Origin of the sequence: Sphingobacterium sp. UBA1897, assembly GCF_002337775.1 — a bacterium.
GTDB lineage: Bacteria > Bacteroidota > Bacteroidia > Sphingobacteriales > Sphingobacteriaceae > Sphingobacterium > Sphingobacterium siyangense.
Genome location: NZ_DDGR01000026.1, coordinates 48,162 through 67,531, shown reverse-complemented (window position 1 = coordinate 67,531; position 19,370 = coordinate 48,162). Strand labels below are relative to the sequence as shown.

Annotated in this window: 20 protein-coding genes; 15 read left to right on the top strand and 5 right to left on the bottom strand. The window is 39.4% G+C overall.

What is annotated here, in order from left to right; genetic code table 11:
- Position 1: 1 nt before the first annotated feature.
- The 5 genes from hisC to B4N43_RS17095 form a co-directional block, all read right to left on the bottom strand.
- Positions 2-1,060: a histidinol-phosphate transaminase gene (gene hisC / locus B4N43_RS17115; RefSeq protein WP_286735736.1), complete on the bottom strand. Its 1,059-nt coding sequence runs from the start codon at positions 1,058-1,060 to the stop codon at positions 2-4.
- A gap of 225 nt (positions 1,061-1,285) precedes the next feature.
- Positions 1,286-2,197, bottom strand: a complete 912-nt coding sequence (locus B4N43_RS17110) for a ribonuclease Z (RefSeq protein WP_201666451.1) — start codon at positions 2,195-2,197, stop codon at positions 1,286-1,288.
- A gap of 1 nt (position 2,198) precedes the next feature.
- Complete coding sequence (locus B4N43_RS17105; protein WP_075990983.1) at positions 2,199-2,579, bottom strand: STAS domain-containing protein; 381 nt, start codon at positions 2,577-2,579, stop codon at positions 2,199-2,201.
- A 33-nt stretch (positions 2,580-2,612) separates the two neighbouring features.
- A complete protein-coding gene (locus tag B4N43_RS17100) occupies positions 2,613-3,563 on the bottom strand; it encodes a phosphoribosylaminoimidazolesuccinocarboxamide synthase (protein WP_286735835.1) in 951 nt (316 codons plus the stop codon).
- A gap of 114 nt (positions 3,564-3,677) precedes the next feature.
- Positions 3,678-4,643, bottom strand: a complete 966-nt coding sequence (locus tag B4N43_RS17095) for a PhoH family protein (protein WP_046672338.1) — start codon at positions 4,641-4,643, stop codon at positions 3,678-3,680.
- 351 nt (positions 4,644-4,994) lie between these two features.
- Here B4N43_RS17095 and B4N43_RS17090 point away from each other — a divergent pair, with 351 nt between their 5' ends.
- The 15 genes from B4N43_RS17090 (at position 4,995) to B4N43_RS17020 (ending at position 19,369) form a co-directional block, all read left to right on the top strand.
- A complete protein-coding gene (locus tag B4N43_RS17090; protein WP_046672337.1) occupies positions 4,995-5,783 on the top strand; it encodes an SAM hydrolase/SAM-dependent halogenase family protein in 789 nt (262 codons plus the stop codon).
- Positions 5,784-5,938: 155 nt separating this feature from the next.
- On the top strand, positions 5,939-6,493 hold the full coding sequence (locus tag B4N43_RS17085) for a hypothetical protein (RefSeq protein WP_286735735.1): 555 nt from the start codon (positions 5,939-5,941) through the stop codon (positions 6,491-6,493).
- Between the two features lie 160 nt (positions 6,494-6,653).
- Positions 6,654-8,489: an ABC transporter ATP-binding protein gene (locus B4N43_RS17080; protein WP_088160169.1), complete on the top strand. Its 1,836-nt coding sequence runs from the start codon at positions 6,654-6,656 to the stop codon at positions 8,487-8,489.
- Between the two features lie 103 nt (positions 8,490-8,592).
- Positions 8,593-8,991, top strand: coding sequence for a hypothetical protein (locus B4N43_RS17075; protein WP_286735733.1), 399 nt, complete (start codon positions 8,593-8,595; stop codon positions 8,989-8,991).
- Positions 8,992-9,032: 41 nt separating this feature from the next.
- Positions 9,033-9,692 (top strand): heme exporter protein CcmB, encoded by a 660-nt coding sequence (locus B4N43_RS17070; RefSeq protein WP_046672334.1) that lies wholly within the window; start codon positions 9,033-9,035, stop codon positions 9,690-9,692.
- 37 nt (positions 9,693-9,729) lie between these two features.
- Positions 9,730-10,392 carry a cytochrome c biogenesis protein gene (gene ccsA, locus B4N43_RS17065; RefSeq protein ID WP_046672333.1) on the top strand — a complete coding sequence of 221 codons (663 nt, stop codon included), beginning with the start codon at positions 9,730-9,732 and terminating at the stop codon, positions 10,390-10,392.
- 147 nt (positions 10,393-10,539) lie between these two features.
- Positions 10,540-10,749: a CcmD family protein gene (locus B4N43_RS17060; protein ID WP_046672332.1), complete on the top strand. Its 210-nt coding sequence runs from the start codon at positions 10,540-10,542 to the stop codon at positions 10,747-10,749.
- A 20-nt stretch (positions 10,750-10,769) separates the two neighbouring features.
- Complete coding sequence (locus B4N43_RS17055; protein ID WP_286735732.1) at positions 10,770-11,753, top strand: DUF6427 family protein; 984 nt, start codon at positions 10,770-10,772, stop codon at positions 11,751-11,753.
- Between the two features lie 175 nt (positions 11,754-11,928).
- Positions 11,929-13,254: a hypothetical protein gene (locus B4N43_RS17050; RefSeq protein WP_088160166.1), complete on the top strand. Its 1,326-nt coding sequence runs from the start codon at positions 11,929-11,931 to the stop codon at positions 13,252-13,254.
- An 8-nt stretch (positions 13,255-13,262) separates the two neighbouring features.
- Positions 13,263-13,892 carry an LPS export ABC transporter periplasmic protein LptC gene (lptC, locus tag B4N43_RS17045; protein WP_075990975.1) on the top strand — a complete coding sequence of 210 codons (630 nt, stop codon included), beginning with the start codon at positions 13,263-13,265 and terminating at the stop codon, positions 13,890-13,892.
- Between the two features lie 293 nt (positions 13,893-14,185).
- Positions 14,186-16,291, top strand: coding sequence for a peptidylprolyl isomerase (locus B4N43_RS17040; RefSeq protein WP_145328925.1), 2,106 nt, complete (start codon positions 14,186-14,188; stop codon positions 16,289-16,291).
- A 61-nt stretch (positions 16,292-16,352) separates the two neighbouring features.
- Complete coding sequence (locus B4N43_RS17035) at positions 16,353-16,874, top strand: DUF2480 family protein (protein ID WP_286735731.1); 522 nt, start codon at positions 16,353-16,355, stop codon at positions 16,872-16,874.
- A gap of 118 nt (positions 16,875-16,992) precedes the next feature.
- A complete protein-coding gene (locus B4N43_RS17030; protein ID WP_070563318.1) occupies positions 16,993-17,778 on the top strand; it encodes a DUF3108 domain-containing protein in 786 nt (261 codons plus the stop codon).
- 5 nt (positions 17,779-17,783) lie between these two features.
- Positions 17,784-18,347, top strand: a complete 564-nt coding sequence (locus tag B4N43_RS17025) for a DUF3109 family protein (RefSeq protein ID WP_286735730.1) — start codon at positions 17,784-17,786, stop codon at positions 18,345-18,347.
- Positions 18,348-18,397: 50 nt separating this feature from the next.
- Positions 18,398-19,369, top strand: a complete 972-nt coding sequence (locus tag B4N43_RS17020; protein WP_088160164.1) for a polyprenyl synthetase family protein — start codon at positions 18,398-18,400, stop codon at positions 19,367-19,369.
- Position 19,370: the final 1 nt, after the last annotated feature.

The window sequence follows — 19,370 nt, the reverse complement described above, 5'->3', positions numbered from 1 at the left end:
ATTATTTATTGATTTGATTAAGTTTTTCTAACAATATTTGATTTTCGGCAGGCGTTCCAACAGTGATCCGTAGGCAGCCTTCACATAATTCGACTTTGGATCTATCTCTAACGATAATTCCATATTGAACTAGATAATCGTAAACTTCACGTGGCTGCTCCATCTTGACCAAAATAAAGTTGGCATCAGAAGGTGTAATATGCTGCACATAGTCCAGTTCAAGCAATTCACGCACGAGTTTCTCGCGCTCCGCCACCGTCTCCTTGATCCAGTCATTGACTTGATCAACCTGATCTAAGGCTTCCAATACAATATCTTGTGTAGCCTGGTTAATGTTGTATGGTGGTTTTATTTTATTGTAAACAGCTATAATCTCTTTACTGGCAAAAGCCATGCCCAGGCGTAGCGCCGCAAGCCCCCAAGCTTTAGACAAAGTCTGCAATACCACTAGATTGGGGTATTCAGCCAGTTCTTGCGTAAATGACTTGACAGCAGAAAAATTAATATAAGCCTCATCGACAACAACAAGCCCCTGAAAATTATTCAAGATCGTTTCAATATCCTGACGACGGATTGAGTTTCCTGTTGGATTATTTGGAGAACAGATAAAAATCAGTTTAGTATGTGCGTCTATTGCACTGGCAATACCATCCAAATCCAGCTGGTAATCAGCAGTAAGGTTTACCTTTTTGAAAGCAACATCATTGATGTTCGCAGAAACTTCATACATCCCGTAGGTTGGCGGAACTAATATGACATTGTCAACACCAGGGGTACAAAATGCACGGTATAAAATATCAATAGCTTCATCACTTCCATTTCCCAAAAAGATATGCTCTGATGGTACACCTTTTATTTTAGAAAGTTTTGCTTTAACTTGATGTTGGAGAGGGTCTGGATATCGGTTGTAATCATGGTTTAAGGGGGATCCAAAAGGATTTTCATTGGCATCAATCAATATGGATGCCTCCCCTTTAAATTCATCTCTTGCGGATGAATAAGGTACGAGCTTCTTAATATTTTCCCGTAGTAGGTTGTTTAAGTTGAATGGATTATCCATTATAAAAAAATTAGAGCCGTAAACTTAGATAAATTGTTCATCATATGCAATATAATAAGCAATTATTCATAGGCGACTATTGGATCTTCAGTTACATTTATCAGCTTGTTCTACCTGGTAGTTTGCTTGTATCTATTCGTTTTGGGGTCCTGTTACTTCTCCTTTATCGCTATTTCATTAGTCTTTACCCGTTAATCGCTGGAATATAAGGGAAAATCAAAAAAACTAAACGGAAAACCATCTACCTTCCACAGAGAGTTCCGTATTTGGGAATACAGTTCTCGCTTCTTCCAATAGGGGATTTAAGTCTCTGTACCGAGCTGAATAATGACCTAATAGCAACTTCTTTGCGTGAGTTTCCTGGGCGATCTCTCCAGCTTCCAGCGCTGTTGTGTGAAACGTCTCTTTTGCGCGATCGACCATATCGTGCAAGAATGTAGACTCATGATACATCAGATTAGCCTTTTGCACATAAGGCAGATATTCTGGCGTCCGTACGGTATCCGAACAATACACATAACTGCGCGATAAGGGGGCAGGAAGGCTCAGATCGTCTGCACGATACACTGTACCACTTTCATCGACGTAATCAAATCCTTTTTTGATCATCGGAAAATAGGCGGTCGGTATATTTAATTCCTGCACGACATCGCCCAGCAATGTTCGCGCGCGGGGTCCCTCATCAAAACGAAAGCCGGTGCAGGCGATACGGTGCTTTAATGGAAAAGCACTTACTTTTAATGTTCTGTTTTCAAAAATAACGCCAGGCTGTTCGGGTGAAATCGGATGAAAAACAAGATTATAGCGTAAGATAGTCTCGGAATGCAAAAACTGCACGTCTAAAATTTCCTTTAACGCAGGTGGGCCATACAAATGGAGATCACTTTTTCGGCCGACAAGGTGCATCGATGAAAGCAGCCCCACCAAGCCCAAATAATGATCCCCATGCAAATGGCTAATAAATATATGTCCTATGCGATTGCTTTTGATGCCGTATCGGCTAAGTTGCATTTGTGTGCCTTCTCCACAGTCGATCAAAAACAATTGCTCATTAAAGTTCAACACTTGGCTAGTCGGATGACGATCAAACATCGGCGTTGCCGAACTATTTCCCAATATCAGAACTTCAAACTTCATATTAATCCTCAATAGTCCCCCGATACTCAGATTCCAATTCGTGCGCAAAGATTAAATCCTCCGCAACCTTTAATGATGGTGCTATTTTCAGCGATTTATCCAAATGCGATACACGAACCATATCCATTAACGTTGGACAAAGATTAACCAAAATAAATATGCCACCAACAGACTGACATAAACGATGGGCAAGCACGCCTAAACGGATACCTACCTCGTCCGTTTGCTTAACGTGGATCATATCCAAAACAATATTCCGTTGTCCAATCGTATTCCGCAACAAAAACTCCCCTTTGAGTTTAGCGGCGTTATCCGCGTCAATCACATCGACATGAGGTTCTATGACAATATAGCGATCGTGCTTATCAATGGTATACTTCATTAGTCTATCTCCTTTGTTTGAGGATACAATGTACTAATAATTTAGCGTTTTCAAGGCGTTTGCCACATTTCTTTCCACACGTTCCAGTACGTTTTCCTGATCTGGGTACACAAACTTCTCTCCGACGATATGCTCGTATAGCTCAATATAACGTTCAGAAATGGAAGCCACGATCTCATCGGTCATCTCCGGAACGACCTGACCGTCTTTCCCTTGGAAGCCGTTTTCAATTAACCATTTGCGAACAAACTCCTTCGACAATTGCTTTTGTGACTCACCTTTTTCCTGGCGTTCCTGATAGCCTTCTGCATAAAAATAACGGGAAGAATCTGGTGTATGAATCTCATCGATCAACACAATTTTTCCATCTTTTTTTCCAAACTCATATTTTGTATCCACCAAAATTAGCCCTCTTTGCGCAGCAATTTCAGTACCTCTTTGGAACAATGCTTTGGTATATTGCTCCAATTGAATATAATCTTCCTCGCTTACGATACCCTTTTTCAAGATATCGGCACGTGAGATATCTTCATCATGTCCAACAGCAGCCTTTGTTGTCGGTGTAATAATTGGCTCAGGCAATTTGTCATTTTCTTTCAGTCCTTCTAGCAATGCCTCACCACATACTTCACGTTTGCCTGCAGCATATTCACGCCAAGCGTGTCCCGACAAGTAACCCCGAATAACCATTTCTACTTTAAACGGCTCACACATTTGACCGATAGTTACACTTGGATCCGGAACAGATACGACCCAATTTGGAATAATATCAGCCGTAGCCTTTAAAAATTTGGCTGCAATTTGATTCAACACCTGCCCTTTATAGGGTATAGGACGTGGAAGTACCACATCAAATGCCGAAATACGATCTGAGGCAACCATCGCCAAATAAGTATCGGCAATCGTATACACGTCACGTACTTTTCCTCGGTAAAAAGCAGTCTGATTTTCGAAATTGAAATTTGTTTCTTTTATAGCATTCATGTTCAAAGTAAAATTCAAATGTAAGTAATTGTTCATTTATGACTGCGTTTAATGACATTCATAAATGCAGCGCATTTATTTAAGAGCTCGCTCGGCTCGATTTGTCTTTTAATATTAAATATCACCATACGCTTCGAGGATGCGGCGAACCAATTTATGGCGAACCACATCTCCACCGCTGAGGTGGATAATGTCTATTCCTTCGATATTCTCCAATAAACGAATCGAAGTAGACAATCCAGATTGATTTTTTTTCGGTAAATCTACCTGTGTCATATCACCTGTAACGATAAATTTTGCCGTCGGCCCCATACGTGTCAAAAACATCTTCAGCTGCATATCCGTTGCATTCTGAGCTTCGTCCAGAATCACAAAGCAGTTGTCAAGTGTTCGCCCACGCATAAATGCCAAAGGAGCGACCTCAATGGTCCGATTTTCCAGATAACCTTTTAACTTCTCTGCTGGAATCATATCGTCCAATGCATCGTAGAGCGGTCTCAAATAGGGATCTACCTTCTCCTTTAAGTCGCCAGGTAAAAAACCGAGATTTTCGCCGGCCTCTACGGCTGGTCTCGTTAGAATGATCCTTTTGATTTCTTTATTTCGAAGTGCTCGAACAGCTAATGCAACCGCCGTATAGGTCTTTCCTGTACCCGCCGGTCCGATAGCAAATAAGATGTCATTTTTCGAAATACTATCCACCATCTTCCGCTGGTTGGCCGTACGTGCACGAACAATAAGACCATTAGGTCCATATACGATCGGTTCGGATCCAAAGGCTGCATGTTTGGCCGCAAGTTCTTTTTCTTGTTGGACAGCAGAACCTGCACTTGCTCCAAGGAGATTTTCAAAATCCAATAAAGTAATGTTGTTAAATTTCTCCAGATGAGCCATGACTTCCTTAAACGATTGCTCAAACAGATCTAATTCCTTCGCGTCTCCCAACACCTTCATTTCACTTCCGCGAGCTACAATCCGCAGTTTTGGGAATTGCTTCTTCAAATAATCGAAGTGCTCATTGTCTGCTCCCCATAATATGGGCAAATTCAGACCATCTAATGCAATTAGTAATTCGTTCAAATTTTATCCTATTTAGAATTAATTAGATTGTAGCCATTACACAATATCGTTCCTGTATAATACTATTCAAAATTAACGTATTCTAACGAAACAACCAAGAAGATACAGCGTACAAACGACGATGATTTAGAAGCTTATGGAGACAGCCCACAAAGGGGCACAAAGATTTCATTATACATAAAATCTTCGCTATGTTTGTGTATATCAATCGAAAAAAGACAGATTCAAAATAAGTTATCCAATTAGCTTTATAAATCATCTGATAAATGGTAATTTTGTCCACTATTTAGATAAATTTAAGGGTATATTTAAGGGAATTCGACAGCAATTCGATCTAGGATTTAGATTATAATGGCAGTAATTACATTAACAACAGACTTAGGACACAAAGATTTTTATCAAGCCGCGTTAAAAGGTAGTCTTTTATCGCAGCTGTCCGGTGCCAATATTGTTGATATTACCCACGAAATTCCAGCATTCAACATCCCTCGGGCGGCCTTTGTATTAGGTAACGCTTATCATTATTTTCCTAAAGGAACCGTACACATTATCGGAATTAACACCCTGTTTCATGAAGAGTCGAAATATATCGGCATGAAATACAACGATCATTATTTCGTCGGTGCCGACAATGGTATTTTCAGTCTATTGCTGAATGGCAATGAACCTCAGGAACTCTATGAGCTCAACTTAATGCAAGACCTTCGGTATCTTCACTTTCCGCTCGCAGATATCCTTTCTAAATCCGCCTGTCATATTGCCAAGGGAGGCAAACTGAAAGAAATCGGAACTTCAATGCAACAGCTCATCGAAAAAGTAACTTTGCAGCCTATCTTTGATAAAGACATGATCCGAGGCAACGTCATTTATGTGGATGCTTTCGGCAATGCCATTACCAACATCTCGAAAGATCTATTCAATAAAGTTCAAAAAGGACGTCATTTTGTCCTTTATTTCAAACGCAATGAAACCATTACCAACCTTTCCTGGCATTACAACGAAGTAGGAGAAGGCGAGAAACTTTGTTTATTTGGTATTTCCAACTACCTTGAAATCGCCATCAATAAAGGTAATGCAAGCCAGCTACTCGGACTTCACGATGACGATTCCAATGTAATTCGTATAGAATTTAAAGATTAATTTCATAAATTCATCTGTAATGCTTTCGCTCCATTTTTTTCCTTGGTCAAACTGATCATAGGGCTAAACTTGTAGATGTAGCTTTATGGCAAAATAAAATTTTACCATGAACGTTAGTTTAAACTAAACATTTGATAAATAGATCGTCCAAATACATGATGAAATTCTTAAGATTCCTACTTCCAATCACCGTTCTTTTTTGCTTCTTTGAACAGGCCAAGTCGCAAAACAACCCAGACTCCAGCTCTTTTGAGGTACAACGAAGCCGTGTAAATGACCTACTCGATGCCCGTCAACAGAAATTCGGGGCTTATGACACGAGCCTCACACAAAAAACAGGACTTTTTGGTCTTTTCAAATCGAAAGGTGACATGCAAAAGAGCATCGATATCCTTAAAGATATCGTCATCACAGATAACAACATTTTCCTGGAAACCCAAAAACTATTGAAAATCAAAGATTTTGAGAAAGATAAATACCAACAATTGGCAACAGATTACGACAAGCAGGTCTCAGCCTATATTGGTACCATAAGTAAACTTCAAAAAGAAAACGAAAAGCTGCGGGCACAGGGAGAGAAAACATCCGAAAATTTACCGCTAAGCAACATCCTCCTCTATATCGCTTTACTTGTTATCGCCGTATTAGGATATGTACTCTATAAATTTAAAGCGCAACAAACAGCTTCAAAACAACAAAATTTAGGATAAAACGCCACAGCAATAGACATCTGCACAACGACAAGCCACTTAAAACTGCTGTTTAAATCAGAAAAAGTACGATTCTATTCAAAAATTGACTAAAGTATGATAGCAAAATATTTTTAATCTCTTTACATTTGTCCTCGCAACAAAATTTGAAGTAGCGGATATGGCAAGAGGATTCAACAGCGGTAATAAACAAGAAGAAGATCTACCAAAACCAAAATTGAATAAGGAGCTCCTATTGAGAGCATCTAAATTGATGACCTATTTAAAACCTTATCGGTTTAAATTTGGGGTCGGCATGTTTTTCTTGGTATTATCCAGTTTGGCCATGCTCGCCTTTCCAGCTTTGCTTGGTGCCATGATTGATGCTGCGCAAGGCAAGCAAACTTATCCCTGGCTTGCACCACACGTCTATTATATTGGTGGAATTGCCTTTATTATTCTGTCTTTTCTATCAGTCGTCTCTTTTTTTCGTATACGCATTTTTGTTGAGATTGCAGAACGTACGCTATCCGCATTACGCAAGGACACCTACCTCAAACTCATTTCATTACCAATCGAATTTTTCGCCAATCGCCGTGTCGGGGAATTAAACAGCCGCTTGTCTGCAGACCTTTCACAGATTCAGGATACGTTAACAACAACATTGGCTGAAATCTTAAGACAGTTGATTAGTCTTTGTTTCGGTGTATTCCTTTTGGTTTGGGTATCTCCCAAACTTGCGCTCATGAACCTTTGTATTTTACCGATCATTGTTGTGGCTGCTATTATTTTCGGAAAATTCATCCGCGAATTATCCAGACAGGCACAGGATAAAATGGCCGAGTCAAATAGTATTGTCCAGGAAACATTGTTGGGGATAAGCAATGTAAAAGCCTTTGTGAATGAATATTTCGAATTCAACCGTTACAGTAATCAGATGGATTCGGTCGTGAAATTAGCGGTCAAAGGAGCTACCTTCCGAGGTGCTTTTGCCTCTTTTATTATCTTCTGTATTTTCGGAGCTGTGATCGCTGTCATTTGGTATGGAGCTGCATTAGTTTCTATCCATGAAATGACAGTAGGCGACCTAACGACCTATATTCTATATTCGATGTTTGTAGCAGGTTCTATGGGTAGTTTTCCGGAGCTATACGCTAATATCCAACGCTCTTTGGGAGCGAGTGAACGGATTTTGGAAATTTTGGATGAGCCACAAGAAAACCTTAATGTGAAACCAACTTGCAAGGAAGTCCACAAAACCATGACCGGTAAACTAAGCTTCAACCATGTTTCCTTTGCCTACCCAAGCCGTCCCGATATTGAAATCCTGAAAGACATCAACTTTACAGCCAATGCGGGTGATAAAATCGCTATAGTTGGCCCAAGTGGAACCGGGAAATCAACGATAGCTTCATTGATTCTACAATTCTACACAGCAAAAAAAGGGGAAGTAAGTTACGACGACAGACCTGCATCCGATTTTGAGCTTTGTGATATCCGCAACCAGGTCGCTATCGTACCACAGGATGTTTTGTTATTTGGCGGGACAATCCGTGAAAATATAGCTTATGGTAAGCTCGAGGCTACAGAAGATGAAATTATAGCAGCTGCGAGACGTGCCAACGCGCACCAATTTATTTTAAATTTCCCTGAAGGCTATGACACCATTGTTGGTGAACGTGGCGTTAAACTCTCCGGTGGTCAGCGCCAGCGCATTGCCATTGCCCGTGCACTTTTAAAAGACCCTGCAATTCTTATTCTGGACGAAGCCACCTCTTCCTTAGACTCAGAGTCAGAAAGACAGGTACAGGAGGCATTGGAGGAATTAATGCGTGGACGCACCTCGATCATTATTGCACACCGACTATCGACCATTGTTGATGCCGATAAAATTATCGTTGTCGAAAATGGAATCGTATCTGAAAGCGGTACTCACTTTGAACTGCTCCAAAAAGAAAGCGGTCTCTATCAGCATCTGTATAATCTGCAGTCAAAGCAGCAGAAAATTGATATGTAAAATTTTGTTAATTATTGATTCTTTTTAAACAAATTCACCCTGTGATTGTTCATTTGGTATCATACTTGATTATCATTTGAATATATAACAAAATAGAAGAATTATGAAAAATAGCAAAAATGGATTAGTGGCATTTGCTTTGGTAGGATTAGCTGCGGGAGCTGCTGCATGGTATCTTTTAGGAACTGATGATGGAAAAAAACAATTAGATCGTGCAAATGATGGCATTAAAAGCTTAACTAAGTCATTGAAAGATCTTTCAAAAAAAGAAGCTAAAAAGGCACAAAAACTAGCCAACAGAGCTTCGGCTGAACTAGACCATTTGAAATCAAAGGCACAAGCAGCGTTCAGTAGAGCTTCAGATGATGCAGATGCATTGAAAAACAAAGCAAAAGAAGCCGGCAGAGAAGCTTTGGACCACGCCAATAATGCCGCTCAAAGTTTGGCAAGCAAAATCGACAATACAACTGATGCTGCAAAATCCAAAATTTCTAACGCATAAGTAGAAAAATAGGTCAAAATACATTTGTATCTTTGCCGCATATGACTTTGCTGCAACAGGTAAAAACTTTAATTCTTAAAGACATCATTCTGGAATGGCGTTCAAAATATGCTATTAACGGAATTCTACTATATGTCGTATCAACTGTTTTCGTTTGCTATCAAGCGTTCAAATCAGTTGATACGGCTACTTGGAATGCATTATTCTGGATCATTATGCTCTTCGCTTCGATCAATGCAATCAACAAAAGCTTCGTCCAAGAAAACCCAAACCGGCAACTTTACTATTATTCACTGGTCGATCCCAGAGCAATCATTTTAGCGAAAGTCATTTACAATATGATGATGATGACCCTGCTGGCGATCATTGCCTATTTTGTCTATTCGACGATATTCAGAAACCCTGTCGGTGATCCAACCCTTTACTTCATTTCGGTCATCTTAGGCAGCATAAGTTTTGCTACTGTTTTTACCATGATCTCGGGGATCAGCTCCAAAGCAGGCAACAATAGCACCCTAATGGCCATCTTGAGTTTCCCCGCCATTATTCCGCTGTTAATCGTATTAATCAAGCTGTCTCGCAATGCAATAGAAGGCCTGGAAAGGGCTTCCAGCAGCAAAGAAATAATCGTATTACTTGCAATTAATGTAATCACCATCACTATTTCTTTGTTGTTATTTCCGTACCTTTGGCGAGATTAAGTGTCAGAATTGAGAACAAACTAAATTCAATTTATCCATGAGAAAAAAATGGTGGAAAATATTAGCGGTAATGATTATCTGTGCGGTCATTATCAATGGTCTTTTAGGACCTGTTCCCCGCCTATTCATCCTTCACGAAAGCATACGAAATGTTTATTTTCATGTCCCAATGTGGTCTGCCATGTTCGTTATGTACTTGGTTTCCGTTATTTACAGTATTAAATACCTCAATACGGGCAAACAGGAGTATGATTTAATGGCCATTGAAGCCGTCAATACCGGAATAACATTTTGTTTTCTTGGACTTGCCACAGGCATGCTTTGGGCAAACATTACCTGGGGAGAACCCTGGCCAAACGATCCGAAGCTTAATGGCTCCGCAATAGCAACACTGATGTATCTGGCCTATTTGGTACTCCGTAATGCGCTGGAAGAAGAGCAAAAAAGAGCAAAAATATCCGCTGTGTACAATATCTTTGCATTTCCAATTATCATCGTGCTACTTTATATTCTACCGAAGATGACAGACTCTCTTCACCCCGGAAGTGGTGGAAACGCTGCCTTTGGCGATTTAAAAATGAGCAGCGAGCTACGTCCTACATTTTATGCAGCGATGATTGGCTGGCCAATGATTGCAGCTTGGATCTGTTCACTCCGCTATAGAGTACGTTTGCTCGAAAAGAAAGATTTGAACGCATAGAATTGAACGGCTAATACAATCCTCTATTTCTATCATAGAGAAATCGGGTAAAGCCCAATCAATAAAAAACAGGATATTACATAAATCAAATAGCGTGTATCGAGTCATGTATAACAATGAAAACGACACGAATAATATTTTAAACAAATGAAAAAAATAACATTGTCAATCGCCTTACTACTCTTATCGACTTTGAGCACATTTGCACAAGATGATGTCGAGATGGCGACTGGATTGCGTAGCGAAGGTAAAATCTACGTTGTTGTATTGGTCATGTTGGTCATTTTTTTAGGTTTGGCTTTCTTCCTTTTCTTGCTCGATCGCCGTATCAGCAAATTGGAAAAAAAGAATAAATAGCATTTTATTGATCGCATACAATGATTATAAGTCAGTTTAGAAATTATTCACCCATCAATATTTTATTTCTATCCCTCGTGGGTTTTGTTTTATGTTTAGGCATATTTCTTCACCTTCCGGACAAACTTGATTCTGTAATCTTTGAACCTGCCTTGGGGAATCTTTTAGGAGAAAATAACTTAATCAACCTCTCTCCTTCGACCAATGTTTTTATCACACTGATCTTGACGATTTTTCAAGCAACGATACTCAATCGCATCACAAGCCATTTTAACCTACTGGGCAAACCCAGTTTTTTGGTGGCTTTGATGTATATGTCACTGGCCAGCTTGTTTTTACCATTTTTGGTACTGTCCCCGACCCTGATCTGTAATTTTATTTCGATATGGATGTTAAGCAAGTTGCTCTCCCTCTATCGGCAGACAGATGTTAAAGCCGAAATGTTTGATCTCGGTATGATTGTAGGTATAGGAAGTCTGATCTACTTCCCGTTTCTGAGTATGTTCTTCCTATTGTGGATAGGCCTACTCATTTTTAGGTCCTTCAATTGGCGTGAGTGGATCACCCCTTTACTTGGCCTGGCAACAGTTTATTTCATCTTAGCGGTTATCTATCTATGGATGGGTAAAATGCAGCAGTTTTATACCATTTGGCTGCCGTTTACCTACAAATTCCCTACTGCTATTCGCATTCAATTAGTCGATTATCTGGTACTCGTCCCGGTAATCTTTACGTTAATACTCTTCCTTTTGGTATTGAAAGACAATTTTTTCAAAAGTGTCGTGCATATTCGCAAGTCATTTCAACTGTTGTTTTTTATGTTATGCCTAGCGATCGTCTCTTTTTATTGGAATAAAAAACTAACGGAGGCTCATTTTTTACTTTGTGCCCCTTCTATCGCTATTTATATGGCTTATTATTTCACCTATGCCAAAAAGAAATGGTTTTTTGAAGTCATATATGCCATCATAACACTTACCATAATCTACTTTCAGTTTTTCTAAACTACTGTACAATAAGTGTTTAACCTTTTTTAACAAAATCGGCTTAACAAGCTCGCAAAAATTGAATAGTTTTGTATGCGATTAAAAGCAAAGAACATTTAATATAAGAGTCAGATAACTCGAAAATTTCACTAAAACTAAATAAACATTAGTTTCTCAATTTTATAGATTGACCATGCAGAAACGCTTTACAAGCTCTCTAAGAAATAAATCACTCCAACTGTTGTTAGCAGGTGGAATTTTAGCTAGTTCTACTACCGCATTTGCACAAAAAACGACATCCGCATCACCTTATTCTCAATTTGGACTTGGTCAGATGCGTGAAGATTTATTGCCACAATATAGAGGCATGGGAGGTGTCAATACCGCTATCCGGAGAATCAATGGCGTATACAATACCAACCCAAGCAACCCTGCATCTTATTCTGCAACACAGTTTACAACCTTTGATGCTGGTTTATACGGGAATTACACGCAGTTAAATTCGACGACCAGATCCGATAATACTGCTGACTTTGCCTTTAGCCACATCACCATGACTTTCCCAATGAAACGATTTGGTGGTATCAGCTTGGGTATCCTTCCCTACTCGGATATAGGCTATCGGACATCTTCATCTGGAACGGTCAATTCTGATCCCTATACGAAAGTATTCACGGGCGAAGGTGGTTTAACTAAAGCCTATGCAGGTTGGGGTGTACGCATTGTAAAAGGTCTGAGTATTGGTGCCAATATGTCTTATCTATTTGGAACCTTAAATGATTATAGCCGTGCAGAGTTTTTGCCTACATCCGGAGCATTAAATACGCAACAACAAAATAAGCGCGAAATCCAAGGAATTATCTTTGATTATGGATTACAGTACGAACAACCTTTAAATAGAGAATATTCGTTGATCGTTGGTTATTCAGGATCGCTAAATAATGACATCAAAGAAAGAACAACAATTTTTAATACAAGAATTACACCTTCAACGGATCCAGACAATCAAAACATTCCTTTGGATAGTACCTATGTTTCTGGCCGTAGCAGCAGGCATTTGACGCTTCCGTTGAAACACAATGTAGGTATTACCCTTGCACGTAATAACCGCTGGTTGGTAGGGGCCGATTTTAAATATGCCGATTGGTCAAGATTTCAGACAAGAGCGGGTGAAAACGAACTACGGAAGAATTATGGCGTAGCCATTGGTGGTCAGATAACACCAGATGTTACTTCGCTCAAATATTTAAACCAAGTAGACTATAGAGTTGGTTTTAGGTATAATAAAACACAATATTTCTTAAGCGACCAAAATATCAACGATATGGCGGTTACTGTAGGCGTAGGTTTGCCATTGGCAAGAAATCAATTTTCAGGGGCCTTCTCTAAAATAAATTTCTCTGCAGAATTTGGCCAAATGGGTAAAATTAGCAATAGCCTCCTACGTGAACGTTATATTAACTTTAATATCGGCTTTACCCTAAATGACCGCTGGTTTAGAAAACCTCCTTTAGATTAATTAATACGATGGTACGCAAGGCATTTGCTTCATCCATATTCCAAAATATATCGCCCCTAGTAATATTATCTTTACTAGGGGCGCTCTCATTGACCTCTTGCGAACCGGATCTCAAAGAGGTGGATCGCCTTGCCAACATGAAAAAGGAAGAGGCGGTCGACATTTCACGTCATGTCGATATTATCTATAGCGATTCCACACGGGTAAAAGCGAATCTCACAGCGCCCGAAATGCGTATCAAACACGATAGCACCGAAGTATACGAATTTCCAAAAAGCATAAAAATCATCTTTTACGATGACAATTTAAAGGAAACTCAGCGAATCACTTCCGACCACGCCATCCGAAGGGAAAAAGAAAAGACGACCACCTTTACAAAAAATGTGGTGGTAACGATGGCTGACGGTTCTGTCATCAAAACAGAAGAGATTATCTACGACGAAAGTAAGGCCGATAGCAACAGCAACATGACCTTTTATAATCATGTTCCCATTACGGCATTCTTTCGAGATAATCGCGGTAACTTACAAGGTTCATCATTTACTTCGGACAAAGATTTTAAACATGTCAATATAGCCAATGCAACTGGGTATACGGTCATTACCAACAACAACCTCTTCCCTTCGTTAGGTAAATAGCTCATCGTGGGCCATAAACCAGATTACGGTTTGGTTTAAAAGCAGCTATGGATCTGATACAATGGCTCCAGACTGTTTATTTATACGATTAAGTTATTCAAAACGAATCATTTGAACTAAAAGAGAACAAAAAACTCCACTTTATACAAATAGTTTTCAAATTTGTTTTGCTACATTAAGGAAAATATTCCGTTTTTTTTTATAAAAATTGTATCTTGCACCGCATTTTGCTATGCTATGCATAAATTAACGAAATACAAGTATTTACACAATATAAACACAATAAGCAGACTATGGGATTAATGGGCTTTTTGCGTAACAAAGCTGGTGTCATCTTGACCGCGGCTATGGCTATCGCAATTTTAGCATTTTTACTAGGCGATGTCGTTCGAGGGGGAGCTCCTTTTTGGGCGAGACATCAAAATCGTGTAGGGGAAGTCAACGGAACTGAAATTGAATATCCTGCGTTCAGTAAGCAAGTTGAACAAACAGAGGAAATGTTCAAACAACAAATGGGCGGTGCAGTCACCCCTCAAATGCGGACCTACGCTGTTCAACAAGTATGGAATCAATTTTTGTCAAGAGAGATCTTGAAAAAGGAAATTGAAAAAATCGGTTTGACTGTCGGTAAAGACGAATTAAATGATTTAGTGCAAGGTAACAACCCTTCGCCTCAAATCGTTCAAGCCTTCACCAACCCACAAACAGGACAATTTGACCCGAGTCAACTGCGTGCTTTTATCACCCAAATGAACACATCAGGTAACCAGCAAGTGGCTGAACAATGGGAAGAACTACTGAAAGGCGTTAGAGATGAGCGTTTAAGCAGCAAATATGGTGAATTGCTTTCCAATAGCGTATATGTTACTTCTTTGGAAGCAAACGAAGAATACCAAGAGCGTAATAAACTAGCAGACTTCAAATACATTCTTTTAGATTACGCTTCTGTTAAAGATGCTGATGCTAAATTGACTGATGCAGATTACCAAGAATATTATAATGAACATAAAAGTATGTTCAAAACACAAGAGGAAACACGTGCGATTCAATACGTAATGGTGGATGCAAAACCTCTTGCGAAAGATTCATTGGCCGTAAAAGAGACGATCAACAAATTGAAACAAGATTTAATCGTTGCTAAAGATGACTCTTTATTTGCTTCGATCAATTCAGACAACAAATTTCCGTTTACTTATGTGAAAAAAGGACAGTTGAGTCCTTCTTTGGATTCAGTTGTATTCAATGTTGCTGCCGGAACAACAGTTGGACCTTTCTTAAACAACAATGCATTTGAAATCGCAAAAGTTGTTTCGACGATCGTAAGCCCTGACTCTGTGAAAGCATCACACATCCTATTGGATCCTGCTGCCGAAGGTGGAATGGATAAAGCATTGGCGAAAGCAGATTCTATCAAAGGATTGATTCAAAAAGGAGACAATTTCGCAGCATTGGCCGTTCAGTTCAGCAAAGATCCAGAGAGCAAAACCAATGGTGGAGAGCTGGGTACTTTAACAAGAGGCCGTATGGCACCAGATCTTGAGACTGCCATCTTCGAAAGTAAAACAGGCGATATCAAAGTTGTAAAATCACAATATGGTGTCCATGTCATTAAAATTGAGAAACAATCAGGTAGTTCAAAATATGCTAAAGTTGCCATCATTGACAAAGTGATCAACAGTGGAAAAGAAACGTTGAACAATGCGCATAGCAAAGCAACAGCATTCTTATCTGCAGCTACAGCACAAAACTTTGCTCAGGAAGCGAAAAAACTTGGTCTAGAAGCAAAAACAGCCTCACGCGTAACAGCGATGGACAATGTACTAGATGGCGCCGAAGCTCCGCGTGATTTAATCAAATGGGCTTTCGAAGCTAAAAAAGGTGAAATTTCAGACAAAGTATTTGAGACTGAAACCTCTTATATCTTAGCAAGCTTGGTCGACATACAGCCTAAAGGAACCCTTTCCTTGGATGCTGTTAAGAAAGATATTGAACCCGCAGTAAGAAATATGGTTAAAGCTAAAATCTTGAAAGATAAATTTGACAAGGCTTTAGCAGGTACATCTTCTATTGATCAAGTTGCACAAAAAGTTGGTAAAGCAGCTATTCACGTTGAAAATGTTGTCTTCGCAAATCCAGTTATCCCTGGTGTTGCATTAGAAAACAAAGTAGTTGGTACTGTTTTTGGACTACAGCCAAACAAACCTTCCAAAGCTATTGAAGGTAATACAGGTGTATATGTTGTACAAGTAAATGGTTTTACCAATCCTGCCGCTATTTCGGATATCAACGGACAAAAGAAACAAATGCTTGCAGCAAAAGCACAACGCGCTTGGGGATCTATTTTCCGCGCATTACAAGACAAAGCTGAAATCATTGACAATAGAGTGAAATTCTTTTAAAAGATTTTTAAGTAAATTTGTAGCCGGACGAATTATCGTCCGGCTTTTTTTTGATGTAAATATGGATATTCAAACAAATATTGTCAACAAAGTTGCGCAAAGTGGGTTAGTCACAGTTGACTTGGCCAACTACCATCCTAAGGCAGACAATGTAGTATATGATATTAAGGATAATCTCTTCCATGGCTTGATTCTTAAAGAAAAGGACTTCCGCGAGTTCATTAAGACACACGACTGGTCGCAATACGCGGGTAAACATGTCGCCATTACGTGTACTGCCGATGCCATTGTTCCGACTTGGGCTTATATGTTATTGGCCAACAAATTGGAGCCCTATGCAACGACAGTTATTTTTGGGGATTCAGAAGAGTTATTACGTATTCAGTATGCTGCGGCAATTGAACAGATTGACATGGAACAATTTCGGGATCAACGTGTCGTTGTGAAAGGTTGTGGCGATACTTTTATTCCAGCGTCTACATTTGTACAGTTCACGGTAAAACTAAGTAAGGTTGCAAAAAGTATTATGTACGGTGAACCCTGTTCTACAGTCCCCGTATTTAAGCGAACACAGCCTAAATAAATCAGCTCAGAAATAAGTATAAGTCATCGTCCATGAAGGTCTCATTAACTCCAAAAGTTAAATTTATTTGAATGAAATTAACATTTCTTTTTCAAACAAATTTCGTAAACTTACGTACATGAAACTTATATCGACTTTGCTCCTTTACTTATCCGTTATCGTAAGTACTGCTTTTGCTCAAGATTTACCGCATTTAAAAGAATCGGCATTTAAAGGTGGTGAGAAATTAAAATATAAACTCCGTTATGGCTTTATTTCAGCCGCAACAGGGACATTAACCGTTGAGGATACCAAGGACGGAGCTGGAAACCCTTCCTTTCATCTATATGCTGCCGGCAAAACAGCTGGCGCCTTTGCGATATATACCGTAAGAAATGAATACAACTCGTATATTAACAGCAAAACATTTTTACCGTATTATTATACAGAGAACATTCGTGAAGGAGGATATAGACGGAATGATAAGGTACGCTTCAACCAGGAGACAAATAGTGTTGTAGGTAATAAAGGGACTTTCAACTCGAAGGTAGATCAGACTTTCGACTTGCTTTCTTCCTATTATTTTGCCCGTAATCTAGATCTGTCGACTGTTAAACCAGGAGAATCTTTTAAGCTGACTTATTTTTTGAATGATGAGATTGCCACCTTAGGCATACAATATATTGGAATAGAAAAAATAAAAACAGAATTAGGCACTTTAGAATGTCTCAAATTCAGTCCTGAGATTAAACCGGGACGTATCTTTAAAAAAAATAGCAAGCTTTATCTGTGGGTAACCAATGATGGCAACCGTATTCCGGTCAAAGCCAATGTAGATATTCTCATCGGCTCGGTAACATTAGAATTACTCGAAGCCAGTGGATTAAAATACAAATTGGGACAAAAAGCAAGCTACTCAAAATAATTAGAATGATTGAAGTAGGAAATGTATTGGTGCACGAAGATCTAATCAACAATGACTTTGTGTGTAATTTATCAAAATGTAAAGGAATCTGTTGTATTGAAGGCGATTCAGGCGCACCTTTATTGGAGAGTGAAAAGGCTATATTAGAGGAGATTTATCCCCAAGTAAAACCCTATATGACCGAGAAAGGTATTGAAGCGATTGAAGAGCAAGGGAAGTATGTTGTCGATGTTGATGGCGATCTAACGACCACCTGTGTCGATGGGAATAAAGAATGTGCCTATGTGACCTGGGAAAATGGCATTACAAAATGCGCTATCGAAAAGGCGTACGAACTTGGCGAAGTCCATTGGCGCAAACCCGTTTCGTGTCACCTCTATCCTATCAGGACAACACATTATCCCGAATTCGACGTACTTCACTATGACCGTTGGCATATCTGTAAAGATGCATGCTCATTTGGCAAAGAATTACAGGTCCCTGTATTTAAATTTTTAAAGGATCCTCTCATCCGCACCTATGGTGAAGAATGGTACAAAAATCTTGAGAAAGCAGTCGAAGAGTTGTAACAAAATCACTATCTTTAAGCTTTAACTATTTTGGTATTTCACCCCAATTCATGTCAAAATTAAGAGAGATCCAACGCCCTATTGCCCACGAACTTGAGGCTTTTGAAAAAAAATTCAAAGCTTCAATGAAAAGCTCCGTCCCCTTGTTGGATCGTATTACACAATACCTGATCAAACGTAAAGGCAAACAAATGCGGCCTATGTTTGTGTTCTTTTCTGCTGGTATATGCAACGGAATTAATGAGTCCACTTACCGAGGAGCTGCTCTCGTAGAATTGTTGCATACCGCCTCACTCGTACATGATGATGTGGTGGACAATTCCTATGAACGCAGAGGTTTTTTCTCCATCAATGCATTATGGAAAAATAAAATAGCTGTTTTGGTGGGTGATTTTCTCCTGTCTAGAGGCCTGCTCCTTTCTGTAAAACATCAGGATTATCACTTGTTAAAAATTGTATCGGAAGCTGTGGATCAGATGAGCGAAGGTGAATTGCTTCAAATCGAAAAGGCCCGTAAACTGGATATTGAAGAATCTATTTATTTTGAGGTCATACGGAAGAAAACAGCGTCGCTGATTGCGTCTTGCTGTGCCTGTGGATCGGCTTCTTCCAATGCAGATCAGGAAACTATAGATAAGCTCCATCAATTTGGTGAAAAAATCGGAATTGCATTTCAGATCAAGGACGATTTATTCGACTTTGGGTTAGATGATGTCGGTAAACCACTCGGCAATGACATCAAAGAGAAGAAAATGACCTTACCGCTAATCTATGCCTTGAATCAAGTGACTTCAAGTGAAAAGCGTAGGATCATTAATTTGATTAAAAACCATAATGAGGATGCACACAAAGTGGCTGAAGTCATTGCCTTTGTCCGCCAGAGCGGAGGGCTCGAATACGCTACAAACAAGATGCTGGAATACCAACAAGACGCTTTCCGGATTTTGGAAAACTTTCCCGACAGTGAATACAAAGCGGGGTTGGAGCAGCTGGTAAAATATACAACAGAAAGAAAAAAATAAA

Coding starts and splice junctions, on each gene's coding strand:
- B4N43_RS17110 (WP_201666451.1), bottom strand. CDS start 2,197: ATGAAGTTTGAAGTTCTGATATTGGGAAATAGTTCGGCAACGCCGATG.
- B4N43_RS17090 (WP_046672337.1), top strand. CDS start 4,995: ATGGCAGTAATTACATTAACAACAGACTTAGGACACAAAGATTTTTAT.
- B4N43_RS17060 (WP_046672332.1), top strand. CDS start 10,540: ATGAAAAAAATAACATTGTCAATCGCCTTACTACTCTTATCGACTTTG.
- B4N43_RS17030 (WP_070563318.1), top strand. CDS start 16,993: ATGAAACTTATATCGACTTTGCTCCTTTACTTATCCGTTATCGTAAGT.
- B4N43_RS17105 (WP_075990983.1), bottom strand. CDS start 2,579: ATGAAGTATACCATTGATAAGCACGATCGCTATATTGTCATAGAACCT.
- B4N43_RS17035 (WP_286735731.1), top strand. CDS start 16,353: ATGGATATTCAAACAAATATTGTCAACAAAGTTGCGCAAAGTGGGTTA.
- B4N43_RS17055 (WP_286735732.1), top strand. CDS start 10,770: ATGATTATAAGTCAGTTTAGAAATTATTCACCCATCAATATTTTATTT.
- B4N43_RS17085 (WP_286735735.1), top strand. CDS start 5,939: ATGATGAAATTCTTAAGATTCCTACTTCCAATCACCGTTCTTTTTTGC.
- B4N43_RS17080 (WP_088160169.1), top strand. CDS start 6,654: ATGGCAAGAGGATTCAACAGCGGTAATAAACAAGAAGAAGATCTACCA.
- B4N43_RS17025 (WP_286735730.1), top strand. CDS start 17,784: ATGATTGAAGTAGGAAATGTATTGGTGCACGAAGATCTAATCAACAAT.
- B4N43_RS17070 (WP_046672334.1), top strand. CDS start 9,033: ATGACTTTGCTGCAACAGGTAAAAACTTTAATTCTTAAAGACATCATT.
- ccsA (WP_046672333.1), top strand. CDS start 9,730: ATGAGAAAAAAATGGTGGAAAATATTAGCGGTAATGATTATCTGTGCG.
- B4N43_RS17040 (WP_145328925.1), top strand. CDS start 14,186: ATGGGATTAATGGGCTTTTTGCGTAACAAAGCTGGTGTCATCTTGACC.
- B4N43_RS17075 (WP_286735733.1), top strand. CDS start 8,593: ATGAAAAATAGCAAAAATGGATTAGTGGCATTTGCTTTGGTAGGATTA.
- hisC (WP_286735736.1), bottom strand. CDS start 1,060: ATGGATAATCCATTCAACTTAAACAACCTACTACGGGAAAATATTAAG.
- B4N43_RS17050 (WP_088160166.1), top strand. CDS start 11,929: ATGCAGAAACGCTTTACAAGCTCTCTAAGAAATAAATCACTCCAACTG.
- B4N43_RS17100 (WP_286735835.1), bottom strand. CDS start 3,563: ATGAATGCTATAAAAGAAACAAATTTCAATTTCGAAAATCAGACTGCT.
- lptC (WP_075990975.1), top strand. CDS start 13,263: ATGGTACGCAAGGCATTTGCTTCATCCATATTCCAAAATATATCGCCC.
- B4N43_RS17020 (WP_088160164.1), top strand. CDS start 18,398: ATGTCAAAATTAAGAGAGATCCAACGCCCTATTGCCCACGAACTTGAG.